The organism is Ideonella alba (genome assembly GCF_018069845.1).
Lineage (GTDB): Bacteria > Pseudomonadota > Gammaproteobacteria > Burkholderiales > Burkholderiaceae_C > Ideonella > Ideonella alba.
Genome location: NZ_JAGQDD010000010.1, coordinates 83,878 through 99,133 on the forward strand (window position 1 = coordinate 83,878; position 15,256 = coordinate 99,133).

General features: G+C 70.6%; 17 protein-coding genes. 6 read left to right on the forward strand and 11 right to left on the reverse strand.

Features of this window, described 5'->3' with window-relative positions; genetic code table 11:
- Positions 1-26 precede the first annotated feature (26 nt).
- The 7 genes from KAK03_RS14560 to KAK03_RS14590 all read right to left on the reverse strand — a co-directional run bounded on the left by KAK03_RS14560 (position 27) and on the right by KAK03_RS14590 (position 5,479).
- Positions 27-1,139 (reverse strand): ABC transporter substrate-binding protein, encoded by a 1,113-nt coding sequence (locus KAK03_RS14560; protein WP_210854730.1) that lies wholly within the window; start codon positions 1,137-1,139, stop codon positions 27-29.
- A gap of 41 nt (positions 1,140-1,180) precedes the next feature.
- The gene (locus tag KAK03_RS14565; protein ID WP_210854675.1) at positions 1,181-1,846 is read right to left on the reverse strand and encodes a TetR/AcrR family transcriptional regulator; all 666 of its coding nucleotides are present in this window, start codon (positions 1,844-1,846) and stop codon (positions 1,181-1,183) included.
- A gap of 3 nt (positions 1,847-1,849) precedes the next feature.
- Complete coding sequence (gene paaK / locus KAK03_RS14570; protein ID WP_210854676.1) at positions 1,850-3,169, reverse strand: phenylacetate--CoA ligase PaaK; 1,320 nt, start codon at positions 3,167-3,169, stop codon at positions 1,850-1,852.
- Positions 3,170-3,195: 26 nt separating this feature from the next.
- Entirely contained in the window at positions 3,196-3,657 is a 462-nt protein-coding gene (gene paaI / locus KAK03_RS14575; RefSeq protein WP_210799756.1) for a hydroxyphenylacetyl-CoA thioesterase PaaI, read from the reverse strand.
- Between the two features lie 2 nt (positions 3,658-3,659).
- Positions 3,660-4,454, reverse strand: a complete 795-nt coding sequence (locus KAK03_RS14580; protein WP_210854677.1) for an enoyl-CoA hydratase-related protein — start codon at positions 4,452-4,454, stop codon at positions 3,660-3,662.
- Between the two features lie 144 nt (positions 4,455-4,598).
- A complete protein-coding gene (locus KAK03_RS14585; protein WP_210854678.1) occupies positions 4,599-5,009 on the reverse strand; it encodes a DUF6691 family protein in 411 nt (136 codons plus the stop codon).
- Positions 5,010-5,011: 2 nt separating this feature from the next.
- The gene (locus tag KAK03_RS14590) at positions 5,012-5,479 is read right to left on the reverse strand and encodes a YeeE/YedE family protein (protein WP_210854679.1); all 468 of its coding nucleotides are present in this window, start codon (positions 5,477-5,479) and stop codon (positions 5,012-5,014) included.
- Between the two features lie 38 nt (positions 5,480-5,517).
- On the opposite strand from KAK03_RS14590, the gene KAK03_RS14595 reads away from it, so the two are divergent.
- Both KAK03_RS14595 and KAK03_RS14600 read left to right on the forward strand, forming a co-directional pair.
- Entirely contained in the window at positions 5,518-6,150 is a 633-nt protein-coding gene (locus KAK03_RS14595) for an RluA family pseudouridine synthase (protein WP_210854680.1), read from the forward strand.
- A gap of 10 nt (positions 6,151-6,160) precedes the next feature.
- Positions 6,161-6,715 carry a flavin reductase family protein gene (locus KAK03_RS14600; RefSeq protein ID WP_210854681.1) on the forward strand — a complete coding sequence of 185 codons (555 nt, stop codon included), beginning with the start codon at positions 6,161-6,163 and terminating at the stop codon, positions 6,713-6,715.
- Positions 6,716-6,745: 30 nt separating this feature from the next.
- Here the strand turns inward: KAK03_RS14600 and KAK03_RS14605 are convergent, their stop codons facing one another.
- Entirely contained in the window at positions 6,746-7,498 is a 753-nt protein-coding gene (locus tag KAK03_RS14605) for a hypothetical protein (protein WP_210854682.1), read from the reverse strand.
- A 32-nt stretch (positions 7,499-7,530) separates the two neighbouring features.
- Here KAK03_RS14605 and KAK03_RS14610 point away from each other — a divergent pair, with 32 nt between their 5' ends.
- Positions 7,531-8,277: an SDR family NAD(P)-dependent oxidoreductase gene (locus KAK03_RS14610; protein ID WP_210854683.1), complete on the forward strand. Its 747-nt coding sequence runs from the start codon at positions 7,531-7,533 to the stop codon at positions 8,275-8,277.
- Between the two features lie 28 nt (positions 8,278-8,305).
- Here KAK03_RS14610 and KAK03_RS14615 read toward each other — a convergent pair whose 3' ends face one another.
- The 3 genes from KAK03_RS14615 to KAK03_RS14625 form a co-directional block, all read right to left on the reverse strand.
- On the reverse strand, positions 8,306-10,027 hold the full coding sequence (locus KAK03_RS14615) for a diguanylate cyclase domain-containing protein (protein WP_210854684.1): 1,722 nt from the start codon (positions 10,025-10,027) through the stop codon (positions 8,306-8,308).
- 270 nt (positions 10,028-10,297) lie between these two features.
- Complete coding sequence (locus KAK03_RS14620; protein WP_210854685.1) at positions 10,298-10,456, reverse strand: DUF3149 domain-containing protein; 159 nt, start codon at positions 10,454-10,456, stop codon at positions 10,298-10,300.
- 115 nt (positions 10,457-10,571) lie between these two features.
- On the reverse strand, positions 10,572-11,642 hold the full coding sequence (locus KAK03_RS14625; protein ID WP_210854686.1) for a 6-phosphofructokinase: 1,071 nt from the start codon (positions 11,640-11,642) through the stop codon (positions 10,572-10,574).
- A gap of 331 nt (positions 11,643-11,973) precedes the next feature.
- Between KAK03_RS14625 and dapC the strand changes: the two genes are divergently transcribed.
- The 3 genes from dapC to KAK03_RS14640 are packed head-to-tail and all read left to right on the forward strand — an operon-like array spanning position 11,974 to position 15,255.
- A complete protein-coding gene (dapC, locus tag KAK03_RS14630) occupies positions 11,974-13,167 on the forward strand; it encodes a succinyldiaminopimelate transaminase (RefSeq protein ID WP_210854687.1) in 1,194 nt (397 codons plus the stop codon).
- Positions 13,168-13,192: 25 nt separating this feature from the next.
- Entirely contained in the window at positions 13,193-14,023 is an 831-nt protein-coding gene (dapD, locus tag KAK03_RS14635; RefSeq protein WP_210854688.1) for a 2,3,4,5-tetrahydropyridine-2,6-dicarboxylate N-succinyltransferase, read from the forward strand.
- Positions 14,024-14,067: 44 nt separating this feature from the next.
- The gene (locus KAK03_RS14640) at positions 14,068-15,255 is read left to right on the forward strand and encodes a PilT/PilU family type 4a pilus ATPase (protein ID WP_247661175.1); all 1,188 of its coding nucleotides are present in this window, start codon (positions 14,068-14,070) and stop codon (positions 15,253-15,255) included.
- Position 15,256 lies beyond the last annotated feature (1 nt).

Below are 15,256 nucleotides of genomic sequence, written 5' to 3' on the forward strand. Positions count from 1 at the left end.
TTTCGACGCTTATGGCCAGACCGGCCTCAGGGCTGGTACTTCCAGGTGCCGCCCTCGATCTTGACCATCACCCGGGCGCGCTGGTCCAGGCCCAGGTGGTCGCCGGGCGACATGTTGAAGATGCCGTGGGCGCCGGGCAGTTCCTTGATCTGCTCCAGCGCGTCCCGCAGCGCGGCGCGGAAGGCCGGCGTGCCCGGCTGGGCCTTCTTCAGCGCCACCGGCACCGCGGCGGACATCAGCAGGCCGGCGTCCCAGGCGTGGGCACCGAAGGTGGACACCGAGCCCTTGCCGTGCGCGGCCTCGTACTTGGTGATGTACTCCATCGCGCTCTTCTTCAGCGGGTGGTTGGCCGGCAGTTGCGCCGCCACCAGCACCGGGCCGGCCGGCAGGTAGGTGCCCTCCACCGCCTTGCCGCCCACACGCAGGAAGTCGTTGTTGGCCACGCCGTGGGTCTGGTAGACCTTGCCGGCGTAGCCGCGCTCGACCAGGCCGGTCTGCGGCAGCGCGGCCGGCGTGCCCGAGCCGGCGATCAGGATGGCGTCGGGCTTGGCGCCGACCAGCTTCAGCACCTGGGCAGTGACCGAGGCGTCATTGCGGTTGTAGCGCTCGCTGGCGACGATGTTCAGGCCCTTCAGGCCGGCGGCCTTGCTGAACTCCTGGAACCAGCCCTCGCCGTAGGCATCGGCAAAGCCGATGAAGCCCACCGTCTTCACGCCCGCATCGGCCATGTGGCTGGCAATGGCCAGCGACATCATGATGTCGTTCTGGGGCGTCTTGAAGACCCAGCGCTTCTTGGCGTCCATCGGCTCGATGATGCGGGCCGAGGCGGCCATCGAGATCATCGGCACCTGGGCTTCGGCCACCGCGTCGATCATCGCCAGCGAGTTGGGCGTGGTGGTGCTGCCCAGCACGATGTCGACCTTGTCCTCGGTGATCAGGCGGCGGGTGTTGGTGACCGCCTTGGTGGTGTCCGAGGCGTCGTCGAGCACGATGTAGTTGATCTTCTGGCCGGCAATCGTCTGCGGCATCAGCGCGATCGTGTTCTTCTCGGGAATGCCCAGCGAGGCCGCCGGGCCGGTGGCCGACACCGTGACGCCGACGTTGATGTCGGCCCAGGCGGCGCCAGCGGTGGCCAGCATCGCGGCCGAGGCGATGAGGGAATGGATGAGCTTGCGAGCGATCACGTCGTGGTCTCCTTGGTGGATCGGCGGGGGGCACGCACCTTGGTGGGCGCTGTGTTGGAACTCGTGGGGGCTTGCACGGCGCCCAGGCCGCCCAGGAACAGGTCGGCCACCATCGGCGCCACCTGCTCGTGGGTCAGCGGCTCGCCGGGGCGGAACCAGGTGAACATCCAGTTGATCATGCCGAACAGCAGCATGGTCATGGGCTTGTGCAGATCGGTGTCGCGCAGCGCGGGACGGACATCGCAGACCGCATCGGCAAAGGCCGCCACCACGCCGCGCTGCACATCCAGCACGCGCTCGCGGCGCTCGGGGTCGAGCAGGTCGACGTCCTCGGTCAGCACGCGGTGCTCGTTGCGGGCGCTGGCGTACTCCTGCACGAAGCGGGTGATCAGCGCGCGCAGGCGCGCATCGGGCTCCAGCGGCTCGGCCAGCACCTCGGCCACCACCTGCGCCAGGCGCTGCACATGGCCTTCGGCCACCAGCGCCAGCAGCTCGTTCTTGTCGCGCACATAGTGGTAGAGCGCGGCCTTGGACACACCGCAGGCCGCCGCCACCTGGTTCATCGAGGTGGCCACATAGCCCTGCTGCGCGAACAGCGCGGCGGCGTGGCCCAGGATCAGGTCGCGCTGGTCGTCGTAGCCGGAGGAACGCGGTCGGGCCATGGATTACCGGGGTCGTTTGTCGATGACGCGGCGGGCCTTGCCCACCAGCGTGCGCTCGATCGTGTCGGGCAGGCCCACCTGCACCCGGGTGGACACGCCGATCAGCGTCTTGATGCGGTGGGCCAGGTGCTTGGCGATCGCGCCACGGTCGGCGCCGGCGGCCGAGGGCAGCACCTCGCACAGCACGTCGACCTCGTCGAGGGTGCCCTCGCGGCTGACGACGATCTGGTACTGGCCCGACAGGCCGTCGGTCTGCAGCACCAGTTCCTCGATCTGCGTGGGGAACATGTTCACACCACGGATGATCAGCATGTCGTCCGAGCGGCCGACGATCTTGCCCATGCGCCGCATGCTGCGCGCGGTGGGCGGCAGCAGGCGCGTGAGGTCCCGGGTGCGGTAGCGCACGATCGGGAAGGCCTCCTTGGTCAGCGAGGTGAAGACCAGCTCGCCCTCGGGCGTGCCGCTGGCCGGGTCGTAGGGCAGCACGTCGCCGGTCTCGGGGTCGATGATCTCGGCCAGGAAATGGTCTTCCCAGATCACCGGGCCGTCCTTGGTCTCGACGCACTCGTTGGCCACGCCCGGGCCCATCACCTCGGACAGGCCGTAGATGTCGACCGCGTCGATGCCGGCATCGGCCTCGATCTGGCGGCGCATCTGCTCGGTCCAGGGCTCGGCGCCGAAGATGCCGATGCGCACCGACATCTCGCGCGGGTCCAGCCCCTGGCGGCGGAACTCCTCGATGATCACCTGCATGTAGCTGGGCGTGACCATGATGATGTCGGGCTTGAAGTCCTGGATCAGCTGCACCTGCTTCTCGGTCTGGCCACCCGACATCGGGATCACCGTGCAGCCGGCCTTCTCGGCGCCGTAGTGCGCGCCCAGACCGCCCGTGAACAGGCCATAGCCGTAGGCCACGTGGCAGATGTCACCAGGGCGGCCGCCCGCGGCGCGGATCGAGCGCGCCACCAGCGTGGCCCAGTTGTCGATGTCGTTCAACGTGTAGCCCACCACCGTGGGCTTGCCGGTGGTGCCCGACGAGGCGTGGATGCGCGCCACCTGCTGGCGCGGCACCGCGAACATGCCGAAGGGGTAGTTGGCGCGCAGATCGTGCTTGGTGGTGAACGGGAACCTGGCGATGTCGGCCAGCGTCTTCAGGTCGTCCGGGTGCACGCCCTTCTCGTCGAAGGCGCGGCGGTAGTGGGGCACGTTGGCGTAGCAGCGCTGCAGCGTGTCCTTCAGGCGGGTGAACTGCAGGGCCTCGATCTCGTCGCGGCTGGCGCGCTCGATCGGGTCGAGTTCCTCGGGCCGGGGGGCCTTGCTCATGGGCGGTGTCTCCAGTGTCTTGTGGTTCAGGCCAGCGTGGCGGGGTCGACCAGGTGCTTGCCGCGGGCGGTGTGCGAGCGGCCGCGGAAGACCGCGATGCGCTGACCCGCCGGGTTGCTGACCTCGATGTCGTAGACCCCGGTGCGGCCGCCCTTGGCCACCTCATGGGCGCGGGCGGTGAGCTGCTCACCCAGGCGCGCCGGGGCCAGCAGGTCGATCGCGAAGCCCGAGGCCACGGTGACCTCGTTGTAGGCATTGCAGGCGTAGGCGAAGGCCGAATCGGCCAGCGTGGCGATCAGGCCGCCATGGCAGATGTCGTGGCCGTTGACCATGTCCTGGCGCACGGTCATCGTCAGCGTGGCGGTGCCGGGGCCGACCGCCACCACCTGGATGCCCAGGGCCTGGCAGGCGTGGTCGTTGGCCCACATCGCATCGCGCGCGGCTTCGGCCACGCGCTGGGGGTCGAGCGCGGGGGAGGCGGTGCTCATCGTCAACGGTCCTTGAACTGCGGCGCGCGCTTCTGCTGGAACGCGGCCACGCCTTCGCGGTAGTCGTGCTCCCGGCCCAGGGTGCGCTGCAGCCGGCCTTCCACCGCCAGCGCCTCGGGCAGGTCCATGCCCATGGCGGCGTCGATCGCGCGGCGGGTCTCGGCCAGGGCCTTGACCGGCAGCGCGGCCAGGCGCGCGGCCAGGGCCTGGGCGGTATCGGCCAGCGCGGCGTCGTCCACGCACTGCCAGATCAGGCCGATGCGCTGGGCATCTTCCGCCATCAGCTTGTCGCCGGTGAAGGCCAGCGCCAGCGCGGTGGCGCGGCCCACCAGACGCGGCAGCAGCCAGGTGCCGCCGCAATCGGGCACCAGGCCGATCTTGCTGAAGGCCTGGATGAAGCTGGCCGAGCGGGCCGCCACCACCATGTCGCAGCCCAGCGCCAGGTTGGCACCGGCGCCGGCGGCCACGCCGTTGACCGCCGCCACCACCGGGATCGGCATGCTGCGCACGCGCAGCGCCAGCGGCTGGTAGTAGGCGTCGATGAGCCGGCCGATGTCGACGTTGCCGTCGGCGTCAGGGGCCATCTCGGGGTCGTTCAGGTCCTGTCCGGCACAGAAGCCGCGGCCGGAGCCGGTCAGGATCACGGCGCGCACCGCGGCATCGGCCGCGGCGGCTTCCAGCGCCGCCAGCAGCTGGCGGTGCATCTCGCCGGTGAAGCTGTTGAGCGCGGCGGGGCGGTTCAGCGCCAGGGTGCGCACGGCACCGGATTGCGTCACCAGGACCAGGGGCTCGGCCATCGAAAGAATCTCCTGCATCGCCCCGGCCCGCGACACCTCATGAATTACTTAACCAACCGGTCGGTAAATCATAGGCAGCCGCGTGCATTGACGCAAGGCAAAGAGCCTGCAGACAGCCCTGGGGGTTTCACCAATGGCCGGGGATCAGGCTGGCCGGCGCACCCCGTGCAGCCAGGCCCCGGCGGCGGTGCCTGCCAAGGCCCAGAGCAGGTCCGCGTTGCCGGCGCCCAGGCCGGCGATGGCCGGGCCGGGGCAGACCCCGCACAGGCCCCAGCCGATGCCGAAGATCGCCGCGCCCAGCACGGTGTCGCGGTCCAGCGTCGCCACATGGTGGCCGAAGCTGTGCTCGAACAAGGGCTGCCGGCGCCAGCGCGGCAGCAGCTGGTAAGCCAGCAGCGTCAGACCCATCGCGCCGCCCATCACCAGCAGCAGGCCGGCATCCTGGAAACGCAGAAAGGACAGCACCACCTGCGGCTGGATCATCGTGGACAGCGCCAGGCCGAAGCCGAACAGCACGCCGGCCAGCGCCACCGACATGACCTGGGACAGGCGCATGCTCAGTGCCCCCGCCAAGCCAGGACCAGGTTCGCGGTGGCGAAGCCCGTGGCCATGAAGGTCAGCACCGCCACCAGCGACGGCAGCTGCAGCGAGCCCAGCCCGCAGATGCCGTGCCCCGAGGTGCAGCCATTGCCCAGCCGGGCGCCATAGCCCACCAGCACGCCGCCCAGCAGCAGTTGCCACCAGGGCAAACCGCTGCGCAGCGGTGCGGCCGGACCCAGCCATCGCCACCACAGGAAGGCGCCCAGCACCAGCCCGGCGGCATAGACCAGGCGCCACTGGCGGCTTTCGGTGAAGCGCGGCAGGTGGAAGTACGGCGCGCGCGACAGGTAGGACCAGGTCGAGGTGAAGACGGTGCTCATGCCGCCGATGCGGCCGGTGCTGAGGAACAGCCAGGCCACGCCCAGCCCGATCAGCAGCCCGCCGCCCAGGTAGTGGGCCCAGCCCAGGGGGAACAGTGCATTCATCGCGGCCAGTGTAGCCAGCGCGGGTAGAGTGGCCGCCGATGGACGAGCTGCGCATCCTGTACTGCGACGAGGCCCTGGTGGCCGTCGACAAACCGGCCGGCCTGCTGTCGGTGCCCGGCCGCGGGCCGGACAAGGCCGACTGCGCGATCGCCCGCTTGCAACAGCGCGTCGCGGACGCGCTGGTGGTGCACCGGCTGGACATGGGCACCTCGGGCATCCTGGTCTTCGGACGCGGCCCGGCGGCGCAGCGGGCGCTGTCGCGCGCCTTCGAGCAGCGCCTGAGCGACAAGCGCTACGAGGCCTGGGTGGCCGGCCTGCCCGAGGCCGATGCCGGCGAGGTGGCGCTGCCGCTGCGCGCCGACTGGCCGAGGCGGCCGCGGCAGATGGTCGACGCCCAGCTGGGGCGCCCTGCGCTGACCCGCTGGCAGGTGCTCGCGCGCGATGCCGCCGGTGGCCGCAGCCGCCTGGCCCTGATGCCGGTCACCGGCCGCTCGCACCAGCTGCGCGTGCACCTGGCGGCGATCGGCCACCCGATCCTGGGCGACGAGCTCTACGCCCCACCCGCCGACCACGCCGCCGCGCCGCGGCTGCTGCTGCATGCCTGCCGGCTGGCCCTGCCCCACCCGGTCAGCGGCGCGACGATCGTGGTGGAATCGCCTGCCCCCTTCTGAAAGCCCCGCCATGCGCACCGCCGTCGACCTGCCCAAGGCCTACCGCCTGATCAACCACGGACCGACCGTGCTGGTCTCGGCCCGCCACGCGGGGCGCAGCAATGTGATGGCCGCGGCCTGGGTGATGGCGCTGGATTTCGACCCGCCCAAGGTGGCGCTGGTGCTGGACAAGGCCACCTTCACGCGCGAGCTGATCCTGGCCTCGGGGCATTTCGCGATCAGCGTGCCCTGCGCTGCACAGGCGCGCATGGTGACCGCGCTGGGCAGCCACAGCGGCCGCGAGACCGACAAGCTGGCCGACCACGCGGTGCCCCTGCTCGACGAGCCCGCCGCCCGCTCACCGCTGGTGGCCGGCTGCGTGGCCTGGTTGGATGGCGTGCACATCCCCGAGCCCGAGGTGGAGCAGCGCCACGACCTGTTCGTCGGCCGCATCACCGGCGCCTGGGCCGACGCGCGGGTGTTCGACGCCGGCCGCTGGCATTTCGACCGTGCGCCGGCCGCGCTGCGCACCCTGCACCATGTGGCCGGCGGCCACTACCTGGCGATTGGCGATCCGGTGGAATGAGTTGCCGGCGCGCCGCGCGCCGGACGACGCTCAGCGCGGCGCCGAGGCGGCCTGCAGCGGCGCGCGCAGCCGCGCCTCGAAGTCGCGCGGCGCCACGTACTGGATCACCGCCCGCGCCTTCGCGGCCTCGCCCTGTTCGGGCGGCAGCACCACGGCCACACCGCGGTCGGGGTAGAGCCACTGCGACTCGCCCTGCGGGCCGGTGATGCGCTCGGCCGGCTCGCCGAAGCGCTGGCGCACCATCTCGGCGTCCAGCTTCACCGCCGGCAGGTAGGCCAGGGCCAGCAGGCGGCTGCCGCCGGCCTGGTGGCGGTCGTCGGCGGCCAGTGTGTAGCGGCGGCTGCGGCCGCCCTCGCCGTAGTCGCTGGACACGGCCCGTTCGCGGGCGCGCTGCAGCCAGCCATCGTCGGCCTCGAAGGCGGCCACCAGACGGCCGGTGATGAAGCCGGCGCGCAGGCTCTCGACAAAGCCCTCCAGCGCCGGTGGCGCCTCGCCAGCCACGATCAGGCCGACGTTCATGTCCTCGCCCAGCCGGGACTGCACGCTGTCGAGCGTGTCGACGCCGGGCTGCAGGCCGAACACCCGGCTGCCGCCATCGGCCAGGGTCTCGACCTGCCAGGGCAGGCCGTGTTCCAGCCCGCGTCGCGCCCCGTCCTTCAGGCCGGCGTACATCGACCAGCCGATCGTGCCGGCCACCACCAGCAGGACCACCAGAACCGAGACGACCAGGGGCCGGCGCCACCAGGGCGTGATCGGCGCGGAAGGGGACAATGCTTCACTCATCCCCCGATTGTCGCTGCCCGGAAGGACTCGCCATGGCCCCGAAACTGACCTGCATCACCATCGTCACCGGCGCCTCGCGCGGCATGGGCGAGGCCATCGCGCTGGCCTGTGCGGCGCGCGGCGATCAGGTGCTGGGCCTGTCGCGCGGGCACAGCGCCGCGCTGGCAGCGGCCGGCGCCGAGCAGTGGCCGGCCGACCTGGCCGACGCGGCGCCGGTGGCGCAGCGCCTGCGCGACTGGCTGCAATCGCAGACCCCGGCCGCTCTGGCAGGCGTCACCCTGATCAACAACGCCGGCGTGATCGCCCCGCTGCGCGACCTGGCCCGCATCGACGCGGCCGACACCGTGCACGCGCTGCGGGTGGGTCTGGAGGCGCCAGCACTGCTCTCGGCCGCCTTCCTGGCCGCCACGGCCGGCTGGGCGGTGCCGCGCAAGCTGCTGAACATCTCGTCGGGCCTGGGCCGGCGGGCCATGGCCGGAAGTGCCTCGTACTGCGCCGCCAAGGCGGGTCTGGACCACCTGAGCCGCTGCCTGGCGCTGGAAGAGGCCGCACGGCCCAACGGCGCGCGGGTGGTGTCGCTGGCGCCGGGGGTGATCGCCACCGACATGCAGGTGCAGTTGCGCGGCGCCGACCCGGCCGAGTTCGCCGACCGTGGCAACTTCGTCGCGATGCACGACAACGGCCAGCTGCTCAGCCCCGAGGCGGCGGCCGCGCGCATCCTGGCCTTTCTGGCGCGCGCCGATTTCGGCGAGCAGCCGGTGGCCGACGTGCGGGGCTGACCCGCCCAGCCTCGTCAGCCGCGGTCGATCAGCCGCCCTGCCCCGGCTTGTCGCGGTACATCGCCACGTCGGCGCGCTGTACCAGGGTGTCGACGTCCTGACCGTCGCGCGGGTAGATGGCCACGCCCACCGACAGGCTCAGCTCCACGTCCTGGCCCAGGCCCGGGGTCTGCAGCGGCAGCTCCATGCTGCGCTTGAGCTTGTCCACCACATGGCGGGCATCGGCCTCGGTGCTGATCTGGTCGAGCAGCACCAGGAATTCGTCACCGGCCCAGCGCGCCACCATGTCGCCCTCGCGCAGCTGCGCCTGCAGGCGCTGACCCAGTGCCACCAGCACGCGGTCACCGGCGTCATGGCCGAAGCGGTCGTTGACCTCCTTGAAGCGGTCCAGGTCCAGGAACAGCACCGCGAACATGCCGCCGTCGGCCGAGCGGCGCTGCCGCGCCATGCGCTCTTCCAGCCGGCGCAGCACCGCCTCGCGGTTGGCCAGGCCGGTCAGCCGGTCGGTGGTCAGGCGCTGCGTCATCGCCTGGAAGCTCTTGGCCAGGTCACCGATCTCGTCGCCGCGGCGGATGCCCAGCGGGGCACTGAAGTCGCCCTCGCCCACGCGCCGCGCGGCCACACTGAGCTGGCGCAGGTCGCGCGCCACCACGCTGAGGCTGGCCAGGCCGATGCCGATGGCCAGCAGCGCCGCCAGCACCGCCAGTGCCAGCGTGCGGTAGACGTTGTCGGTGATGCGCTGCAGGAAGTCCGAGCGCGGCACCGCCACCGCGATCACCCAGTCCAGGCCGGCGTCATCGCGGATGCGCGCCCAGGCCACCTGCACCGCGGCGCCGTCGGGCCCGCTGATCTTGACGGTGCGGGTGGCGCCGTGGTCGCCCGGCAGCGCGATCAGCTCGCGCACCGCCCGGTGGGTGGCCACCAGCAGCGGGTCGTCGGACTGCTCGGCGTCCAGCCGCTCGCTGCGCCCGCTCGTCCCCTGGCGCAGGTAGCTGCCGCGCGAGGTGGCGATCAGCTTGCCGTCGGGCTCGGCCACAAAGGCCAGGCCATTGGGCGACAGCGGCAGCGAGCGCACGAAGTCGCTCAGCGACTGCAGCGACACATCGGTGGCCACCACGCCGCCCAGACCGCCGTCGGCATTGGGCACGCGCCGCGCCCGCGTGGCCACCAGGCCCTGGGTGCGAAAGTCGATGTAGATGGACGTCCAGATCTCGGCCCCGCTGTCGCGGCTGGCGCGGTACCAGGGTCGCTCGCGCGGCTCGAAGACCTTGTCCTCGACCACCGGATCGACCAGCGCCCCGCGGATGCCATGGACCTTGTACAGGGTGCGCGGACCGCTGCCTTCGGTGCGCAGGCGCACCTGGGCGTCCTGGGCAGAGTCGCGCCACAGGCCGAAGAAATGGCCCTGCTCGTCGCCGTAATAGGCGTAGTTGTTGAGTTCGCGGTGGACCGAGGTGGCCTGCCAGAAGCGGGTGCGCAAGGCATCGACCTCATCGGCCAGGCGCACCGGGGCAGTCAGACCCTCGGGGAACGCCACCTCCAGCACCGCGGCCGAGCCGAAGACATGCTTCTCCACCGCCTGGGAGATGCGACCCACCGTCTCACCCAGCAACTGTCCGGACAGCGAGTCCACGGCCTCGCGCCCGGCCCGGTAGGACAGCAGCCCGATCATGATCGCCAGCAGCAGCACCAGCACCACATAGGGCACGGTCAGCAGTTGACGCAGGCTGAGGCTGCGAAAGAACGCCATCACCGACTCCGGAGCACCGGACTCCCTGTCCCTCGGGCCGGAAGTCCTTCTTTTTGATTGGTGGGGTCAGTGTAGACAGGGCCGATGACTTTGATCCCCTGGGGTCGGCGCCTTGAATCAACTATGCATCACAACAAAGATGCTTTTTGGAGACAGTTTTCGCCACAGAAAGTGAAAAACCGCCTTTCGGCGGTGTGACGAAATGCAGCCAGCCCCGTGGCGCCCACCTGCTCGGGTCGCCAGGCGGGTGCAGCGCCGGGGCTGCGGGAGTCACTTGATCAGGCCGGCGGCGCGGGCGCGCGCCTCATCCTCGCGGATGTGCTTGATGAAGTAGTTGACGTAGAACCAGCCCATGCCCAGCGTGAAGGCGATCACGCCGGCACTCAGCAGGCCATAGTCGGTGGTGAAGAAGTCGCGCAGAGCATGCATGGTGTTCTCCTCTCAGGATCGTTGCGGCGATGCCATGATCAGACGCCACTGCCGCCCCGGACCGGTTGAGAAAACGCAAGCTTGGCCGCCGCCGCGCGCGCGACGTTGACGCAGATCAGCGGTGCGCCTCGCCCAGCGACACGCCCAGGCCGCGGGCCACCGCCAGCAGCGGGTGATCCAGCGGCACATTGCGGCTCTTGCCGGCCACCTCGGACAGCGGCACGCTGGCGCAGTCCTCACCGTGGAGCGTGACCATGCGGCCCCACTCGCCCCGGCGCACCAGTTGTGCCGCGTGGTAGCCGAAGCGGGTGGCCAGCACGCGGTCGTAGGGCGTGGGCGAGCCGCCGCGCTGCACATGCCCGAGCAGCGTGGTGCGCACCTCGCTGGACAGCAGCGGTTGCAGTTGCTGCTGCAGCCACTGGCCCACGCCGCCCAGGCGGATCGGGTCGGGGCTGTCGGCCAGCGTGGCGCGCACGGTCAGCTCGCGGCCGGCGGCACGCGCCCCTTCGGCGATGCAGATCAGGGTGCATCCGTCGCCGGCTTCGCGCTCGGCGCACAGCCGGGCGACGGCCTCGACGGAGAACGGCAGCTCGGGCAGCAGGATCATGTCGGCGCCCCCCGCCATGCCGCCCTCCAGCGCGATCCAGCCGGCGTAGCGGCCCATGGTCTCGGCGATCATCACCCGGCCATGGCTGCGCGCGGTGGTCTCCAGCCGGTCCAGCGCCTCGGCGACCACGGCCACCGCGCTGTCGAAGCCGAAGGTGCGGTCGGTGTGCGCCAGGTCGTTGTCGATGGTCTTGGGCACCCCCACGACCGGCAGGCCCAGCGGCTCGAAGCGGTGGGCGATGCTCATCGTGCCGTCGCCACCAATCACCACCAGCCCGTCCAGGCCCAGCTCACGGGCGAAGGCCAGAGCCTGCGCCGAACAGTCCGCCCCGTCCGCGCCAAAGTAGTGGAACGGATCGCAGCGGTTGTGCGTGCCCAGGATCGTGCCCCCCTGGGCCAGGATGCCCTGCACCTCACGCAGCCCCAGCGGCCGCACGCTGCGCGTCAGCAGCCCCAGAAAGCCCCGCTCGATGCCGGTGACCCGCGCGCCGCACTCGTTGATCAGCGCCAGCGTCACCGCCCGGATCACCGCATTCAGGCCCGGGCAGTCGCCGCCGCCGGTGAGGATGCCGATGTGCATGGAGAGGAGTCCTTTGGTGGTCCTGATGTCGTCGCATAGCCTACACCGCCCAAGTGGCAGCTGGCTGCCCACAGCGGCCGCAGGCCGCTGTGGGCCAAGGCCCCGAACGTTGGGCTCCCCCCAGCCCCCCTCCGAGAGGGTGGCTCCAGTCAGAACCACAAAAGGTGGTGCGCCAAGCGTGCCAGCGCCACGCCGGCCGGCAGGCCGGCCCGAAGCTCATGCTGGAGCCCCCTTCTTGGAGGGGGGCTGGGGGGAGCTCAACGGAATAGGGCTCTGCCCACAGCGGCCTGCGGCCGCTGTGGGCAGGAAGCTGACCCCTGATAATGCTGCGATGAACCCGCTGCTCGGCTCGCTCAACCCCTACCCGTTCGAAAGACTGCGCGAACTCACCAAGGGCATCGTCCCGAATCCGGCGATGCGGCCGATCAGCCTGGGCATCGGCGAGCCCAAGCACCCGGCGCCGCCGCTGGTGGAGCGTGCGCTGTGCGGGAACCTGGACGGGCTGTCGAACTACCCGCCGACCATCGGCGAGCCGGCGCTGCGCGAATCGATCGCTGGCTGGGTGCAGCGGCGTTATGGCGTGGCGCTGAACCCGGCCACCGAGGTGCTGCCGGTGCTGGGTTCGCGCGAGGCGCTGTTCTCGCTGGCGCAGGTGGTGCTGGACCCGGCCGAGCGCGACGCCGTGGTGGTCTGCCCCAACCCGTTCTACCAGATCTACGAGGGTGCGGCGCTGCTGGGCGGCGCCCAGCCGGTGTTCGCCAACTCCGACCCGGCGCGCAACTTCGCCTGCGACTGGTCGGCCATCGACGAGGCCACCTGGGCCCGCACCCGACTGGTCTATGCCTGCTCGCCGGGCAACCCCACCGGCGCGGTAATGCCGCTGGGCGAGTGGCAGCGCCTGTTCGAGTTGAGCGATCGCTACGGCTTCGTCATCGCCAGCGACGAGTGCTACTCCGAAATCTACTTCAACGACCAGGCGCCACTGGGCGGTCTGCAGGCCGCACAGGCCCTGGGCCGCGGCTTCAGGAACCTGGTGATGCTGTCCAGCCTGTCCAAGCGCAGCAATGTGCCAGGCATGCGCTCGGGCTTCGTGGCCGGTGATGCCGCGATCATCAAGCCCTACCTGCTCTACCGCACCTACCACGGCAGCGCGATGAGCAAGCTGGTGCAGATGGCCAGCATCGCCGCCTGGAACGACGAGGCGCATGTCGGGGCCAACCGGGCGCTGTACCGCCTGAAGTTCGACCGCGTCACGCCGATGCTGGCCGAGGTGCTGGACGTGCGCCTGCCCGACGCCGCGTTCTACCTGTGGGCCGGCGTGCCCGGGGGTGACGACGTGCGCTACGCCCAGGATCTGCTGGCTCAATACAATGTGGCCGTCCTGCCCGGCAGCCTGCTGGCGCGCGACGCGCATGGCGTGAACCCGGGTGCAGGCCGCATCCGCATGGCGCTGGTGGCCGGTGTCGACGAATGCGTCGAGGCCGCCGAGCGCATCGTCGCCTTCACCCGCGCCTGGCGCCCCTGAACACCCACCTCCAAGAGACAACGCCATGAGCGACCAACTGCAAGCCCTGATCGACGCCGCCTGGGAACAGCGCACCACCATCAACGCCAGCACCCACGGTGAGGTGCGCGAGGCGGTGAACCAGGTCATCGCCGACCTGAATGCCGGCCGCCGCCGCGTGGCCACCCGCGAAGGCGTGGGCCAGTGGACCGTGCACCAGTGGCTGAAGAAGGCCGTGCTGCTGTCCTTCCGCCTGAACGACAACAAGGTCATGCGCGCCGGTGACCTGACCTACTTCGACAAGGTCGACACCAAGTTCTCGCACATGAAGGAGTCCGAAGTCGCCGCCGCCGGCGTGCGCGTGGTGCCGCCGGCCGTGGCGCGCCGCGGCAGCTACATCGCCAAGGGCGCGGTGCTGATGCCCAGCTACGTCAACATCGGCGCCTACGTCGATGAAGGCACGATGGTCGACACCTGGGCCACCGTGGGCTCCTGCGCGCAGATCGGCAAGAACGTGCACCTGTCGGGCGGCGTGGGCATCGGCGGCGTGCTCGAGCCGCTGCAGGCCAACCCCACCATCATCGAAGACAACTGCTTCATCGGCGCGCGCTCCGAGGTGGTCGAAGGCGTCATCATTGAAGAGCACTCGGTGCTGGGCATGGGCGTCTACATCGGCCAGTCCACCCCCATCTTCGACCGCGCCACCGGCGAGATCAGCTACGGCCGCGTGCCCTCGGGCTCGGTGGTGGTCAGCGGCAACCTGCCCAAGAAGGCCGCCAACGGCGCCGACTACAGCATGTACGCTGCGATCATCGTCAAGCGCGTGGATGCCCAGACCCGCTCGAAGACCAGCATCAACGAGCTGCTGCGCGACTGATCTTTCCCCGCCCAGCGTCAACCCGACCCACCGGAGGCCTGCCCATGATCGCGATGGAACGCGTGCTGAACCTGATGGCCCAGAAGGCCGCCTCCGACGTCTTCCTGTCGGCCAATGCGCCGGTGCTGCTGAAGATCAACGGGCAGATGGTCCCGATCACCGACCACGTGCTGGCGCCGGGCGACCCGCGCAGCATGCTGGCCGAGATCCTGACGCCGCTGCAGATGGAAGAGCTGGAGCAGCAGGGCGAGCTCAACATCGGCATCGGCGTGCCCAAGGTCGGCAGCTTCCGCCTGTCGGCCTTCAAGCAGCGCGCCACCTTTGCAGCGGTGATCCGCTGCATCCCGATCAAGATCCCGTCGATCGACACGCTGAACCTGCCCGCCACGCTGGCCACGCTGGCGCTGGAAAAGCGCGGCCTGATCCTGATGGTGGGCGCCACCGGCACCGGCAAGAGCACCACGATGGCCTCGATGCTGGAGTGGCGCAACCAGCACCTCACCGGCCACATCCTCACGATCGAGGACCCGATCGAGTTCCTGTTCACCAACAAGCGCTCGGTGGTCAACCAGCGCGAGGTGGGCCGCGACACCGCCAGCCTGCACATCGGCCTGAAGAACGCGCTGCGCCAGGCGCCCGACTGCATCATGATCGGCGAGATCCGCGACCGCGAGACGATGTCGCAGACCCTGTCCTACGCGCTGTCGGGCCACCTGGTGCTGGCCACGCTGCACGCCAACAACAGCTACCACGCGCTCAACCGCGTGGTCTCGTTCTACACGCCCGAGGCGCGCCCCGCGCTGCTGGCCGACCTGGCCGCGGCCACCAAGGCGGTGGTGTCGCAGCGCCTGCTCAAGGCCAATGCCGGCGGCCGGCTGCCGGCGGTCGAGGTGCTGCTGAACTCCAAGCTGATCTCCGAGATGATCGAGGCCGGCGATTTCGGCGGCGTGCGCGAGGCCATGGAGCGCTCGCTGGCCGAGGGCTCGCAGACCTTCGAGCAGGACCTGGCGCGCCTGATCACCGAAGGCGTGGTGTCGCAGGAAGAGGGCATGATCCACGCCGATTCGCCCACCAACCTGTTGTGGCGTCTGCAGAACGACAACGGCCCGGTCTCGCGCACGCCGCCGTCCAAGCCCGAGCCCGAGAGCCCCTCGTTCACCGAGATCACGCTGGATGTGGTGCCCGAAGGCGCCCGCCAGCCCAAGCCCCTGATTTCCGCGCGCACGCGCTGAC

What these genes read in the sequence shown, in the direction of transcription:
- KAK03_RS14615 (WP_210854684.1), bottom strand. Translation starts at nt 10,027, where the DNA reads ATGGCGTTCTTTCGCAGCCTCAGCCTGCGTCAACTGCTGACCGTGCCC.
- KAK03_RS14565 (WP_210854675.1), bottom strand. Translation starts at nt 1,846, where the DNA reads ATGGCCCGACCGCGTTCCTCCGGCTACGACGACCAGCGCGACCTGATC.
- KAK03_RS14605 (WP_210854682.1), bottom strand. Translation starts at nt 7,498, where the DNA reads ATGAGTGAAGCATTGTCCCCTTCCGCGCCGATCACGCCCTGGTGGCGC.
- KAK03_RS14610 (WP_210854683.1), top strand. Translation starts at nt 7,531, where the DNA reads ATGGCCCCGAAACTGACCTGCATCACCATCGTCACCGGCGCCTCGCGC.
- dapD (WP_210854688.1), top strand. Translation starts at nt 13,193, where the DNA reads ATGAGCGACCAACTGCAAGCCCTGATCGACGCCGCCTGGGAACAGCGC.
- KAK03_RS14590 (WP_210854679.1), bottom strand. Translation starts at nt 5,479, where the DNA reads ATGAATGCACTGTTCCCCCTGGGCTGGGCCCACTACCTGGGCGGCGGG.
- KAK03_RS14600 (WP_210854681.1), top strand. Translation starts at nt 6,161, where the DNA reads ATGCGCACCGCCGTCGACCTGCCCAAGGCCTACCGCCTGATCAACCAC.
- KAK03_RS14595 (WP_210854680.1), top strand. Translation starts at nt 5,518, where the DNA reads ATGGACGAGCTGCGCATCCTGTACTGCGACGAGGCCCTGGTGGCCGTC.
- KAK03_RS14585 (WP_210854678.1), bottom strand. Translation starts at nt 5,009, where the DNA reads ATGCGCCTGTCCCAGGTCATGTCGGTGGCGCTGGCCGGCGTGCTGTTC.
- dapC (WP_210854687.1), top strand. Translation starts at nt 11,974, where the DNA reads ATGAACCCGCTGCTCGGCTCGCTCAACCCCTACCCGTTCGAAAGACTG.
- KAK03_RS14640 (WP_247661175.1), top strand. Translation starts at nt 14,068, where the DNA reads ATGATCGCGATGGAACGCGTGCTGAACCTGATGGCCCAGAAGGCCGCC.
- paaK (WP_210854676.1), bottom strand. Translation starts at nt 3,169, where the DNA reads ATGAGCAAGGCCCCCCGGCCCGAGGAACTCGACCCGATCGAGCGCGCC.
- KAK03_RS14625 (WP_210854686.1), bottom strand. Translation starts at nt 11,642, where the DNA reads ATGCACATCGGCATCCTCACCGGCGGCGGCGACTGCCCGGGCCTGAAT.
- KAK03_RS14560 (WP_210854730.1), bottom strand. Translation starts at nt 1,139, where the DNA reads ATGCTGGCCACCGCTGGCGCCGCCTGGGCCGACATCAACGTCGGCGTC.
- KAK03_RS14620 (WP_210854685.1), bottom strand. Translation starts at nt 10,456, where the DNA reads ATGCATGCTCTGCGCGACTTCTTCACCACCGACTATGGCCTGCTGAGT.
- paaI (WP_210799756.1), bottom strand. Translation starts at nt 3,657, where the DNA reads ATGAGCACCGCCTCCCCCGCGCTCGACCCCCAGCGCGTGGCCGAAGCC.
- KAK03_RS14580 (WP_210854677.1), bottom strand. Translation starts at nt 4,454, where the DNA reads ATGGCCGAGCCCCTGGTCCTGGTGACGCAATCCGGTGCCGTGCGCACC.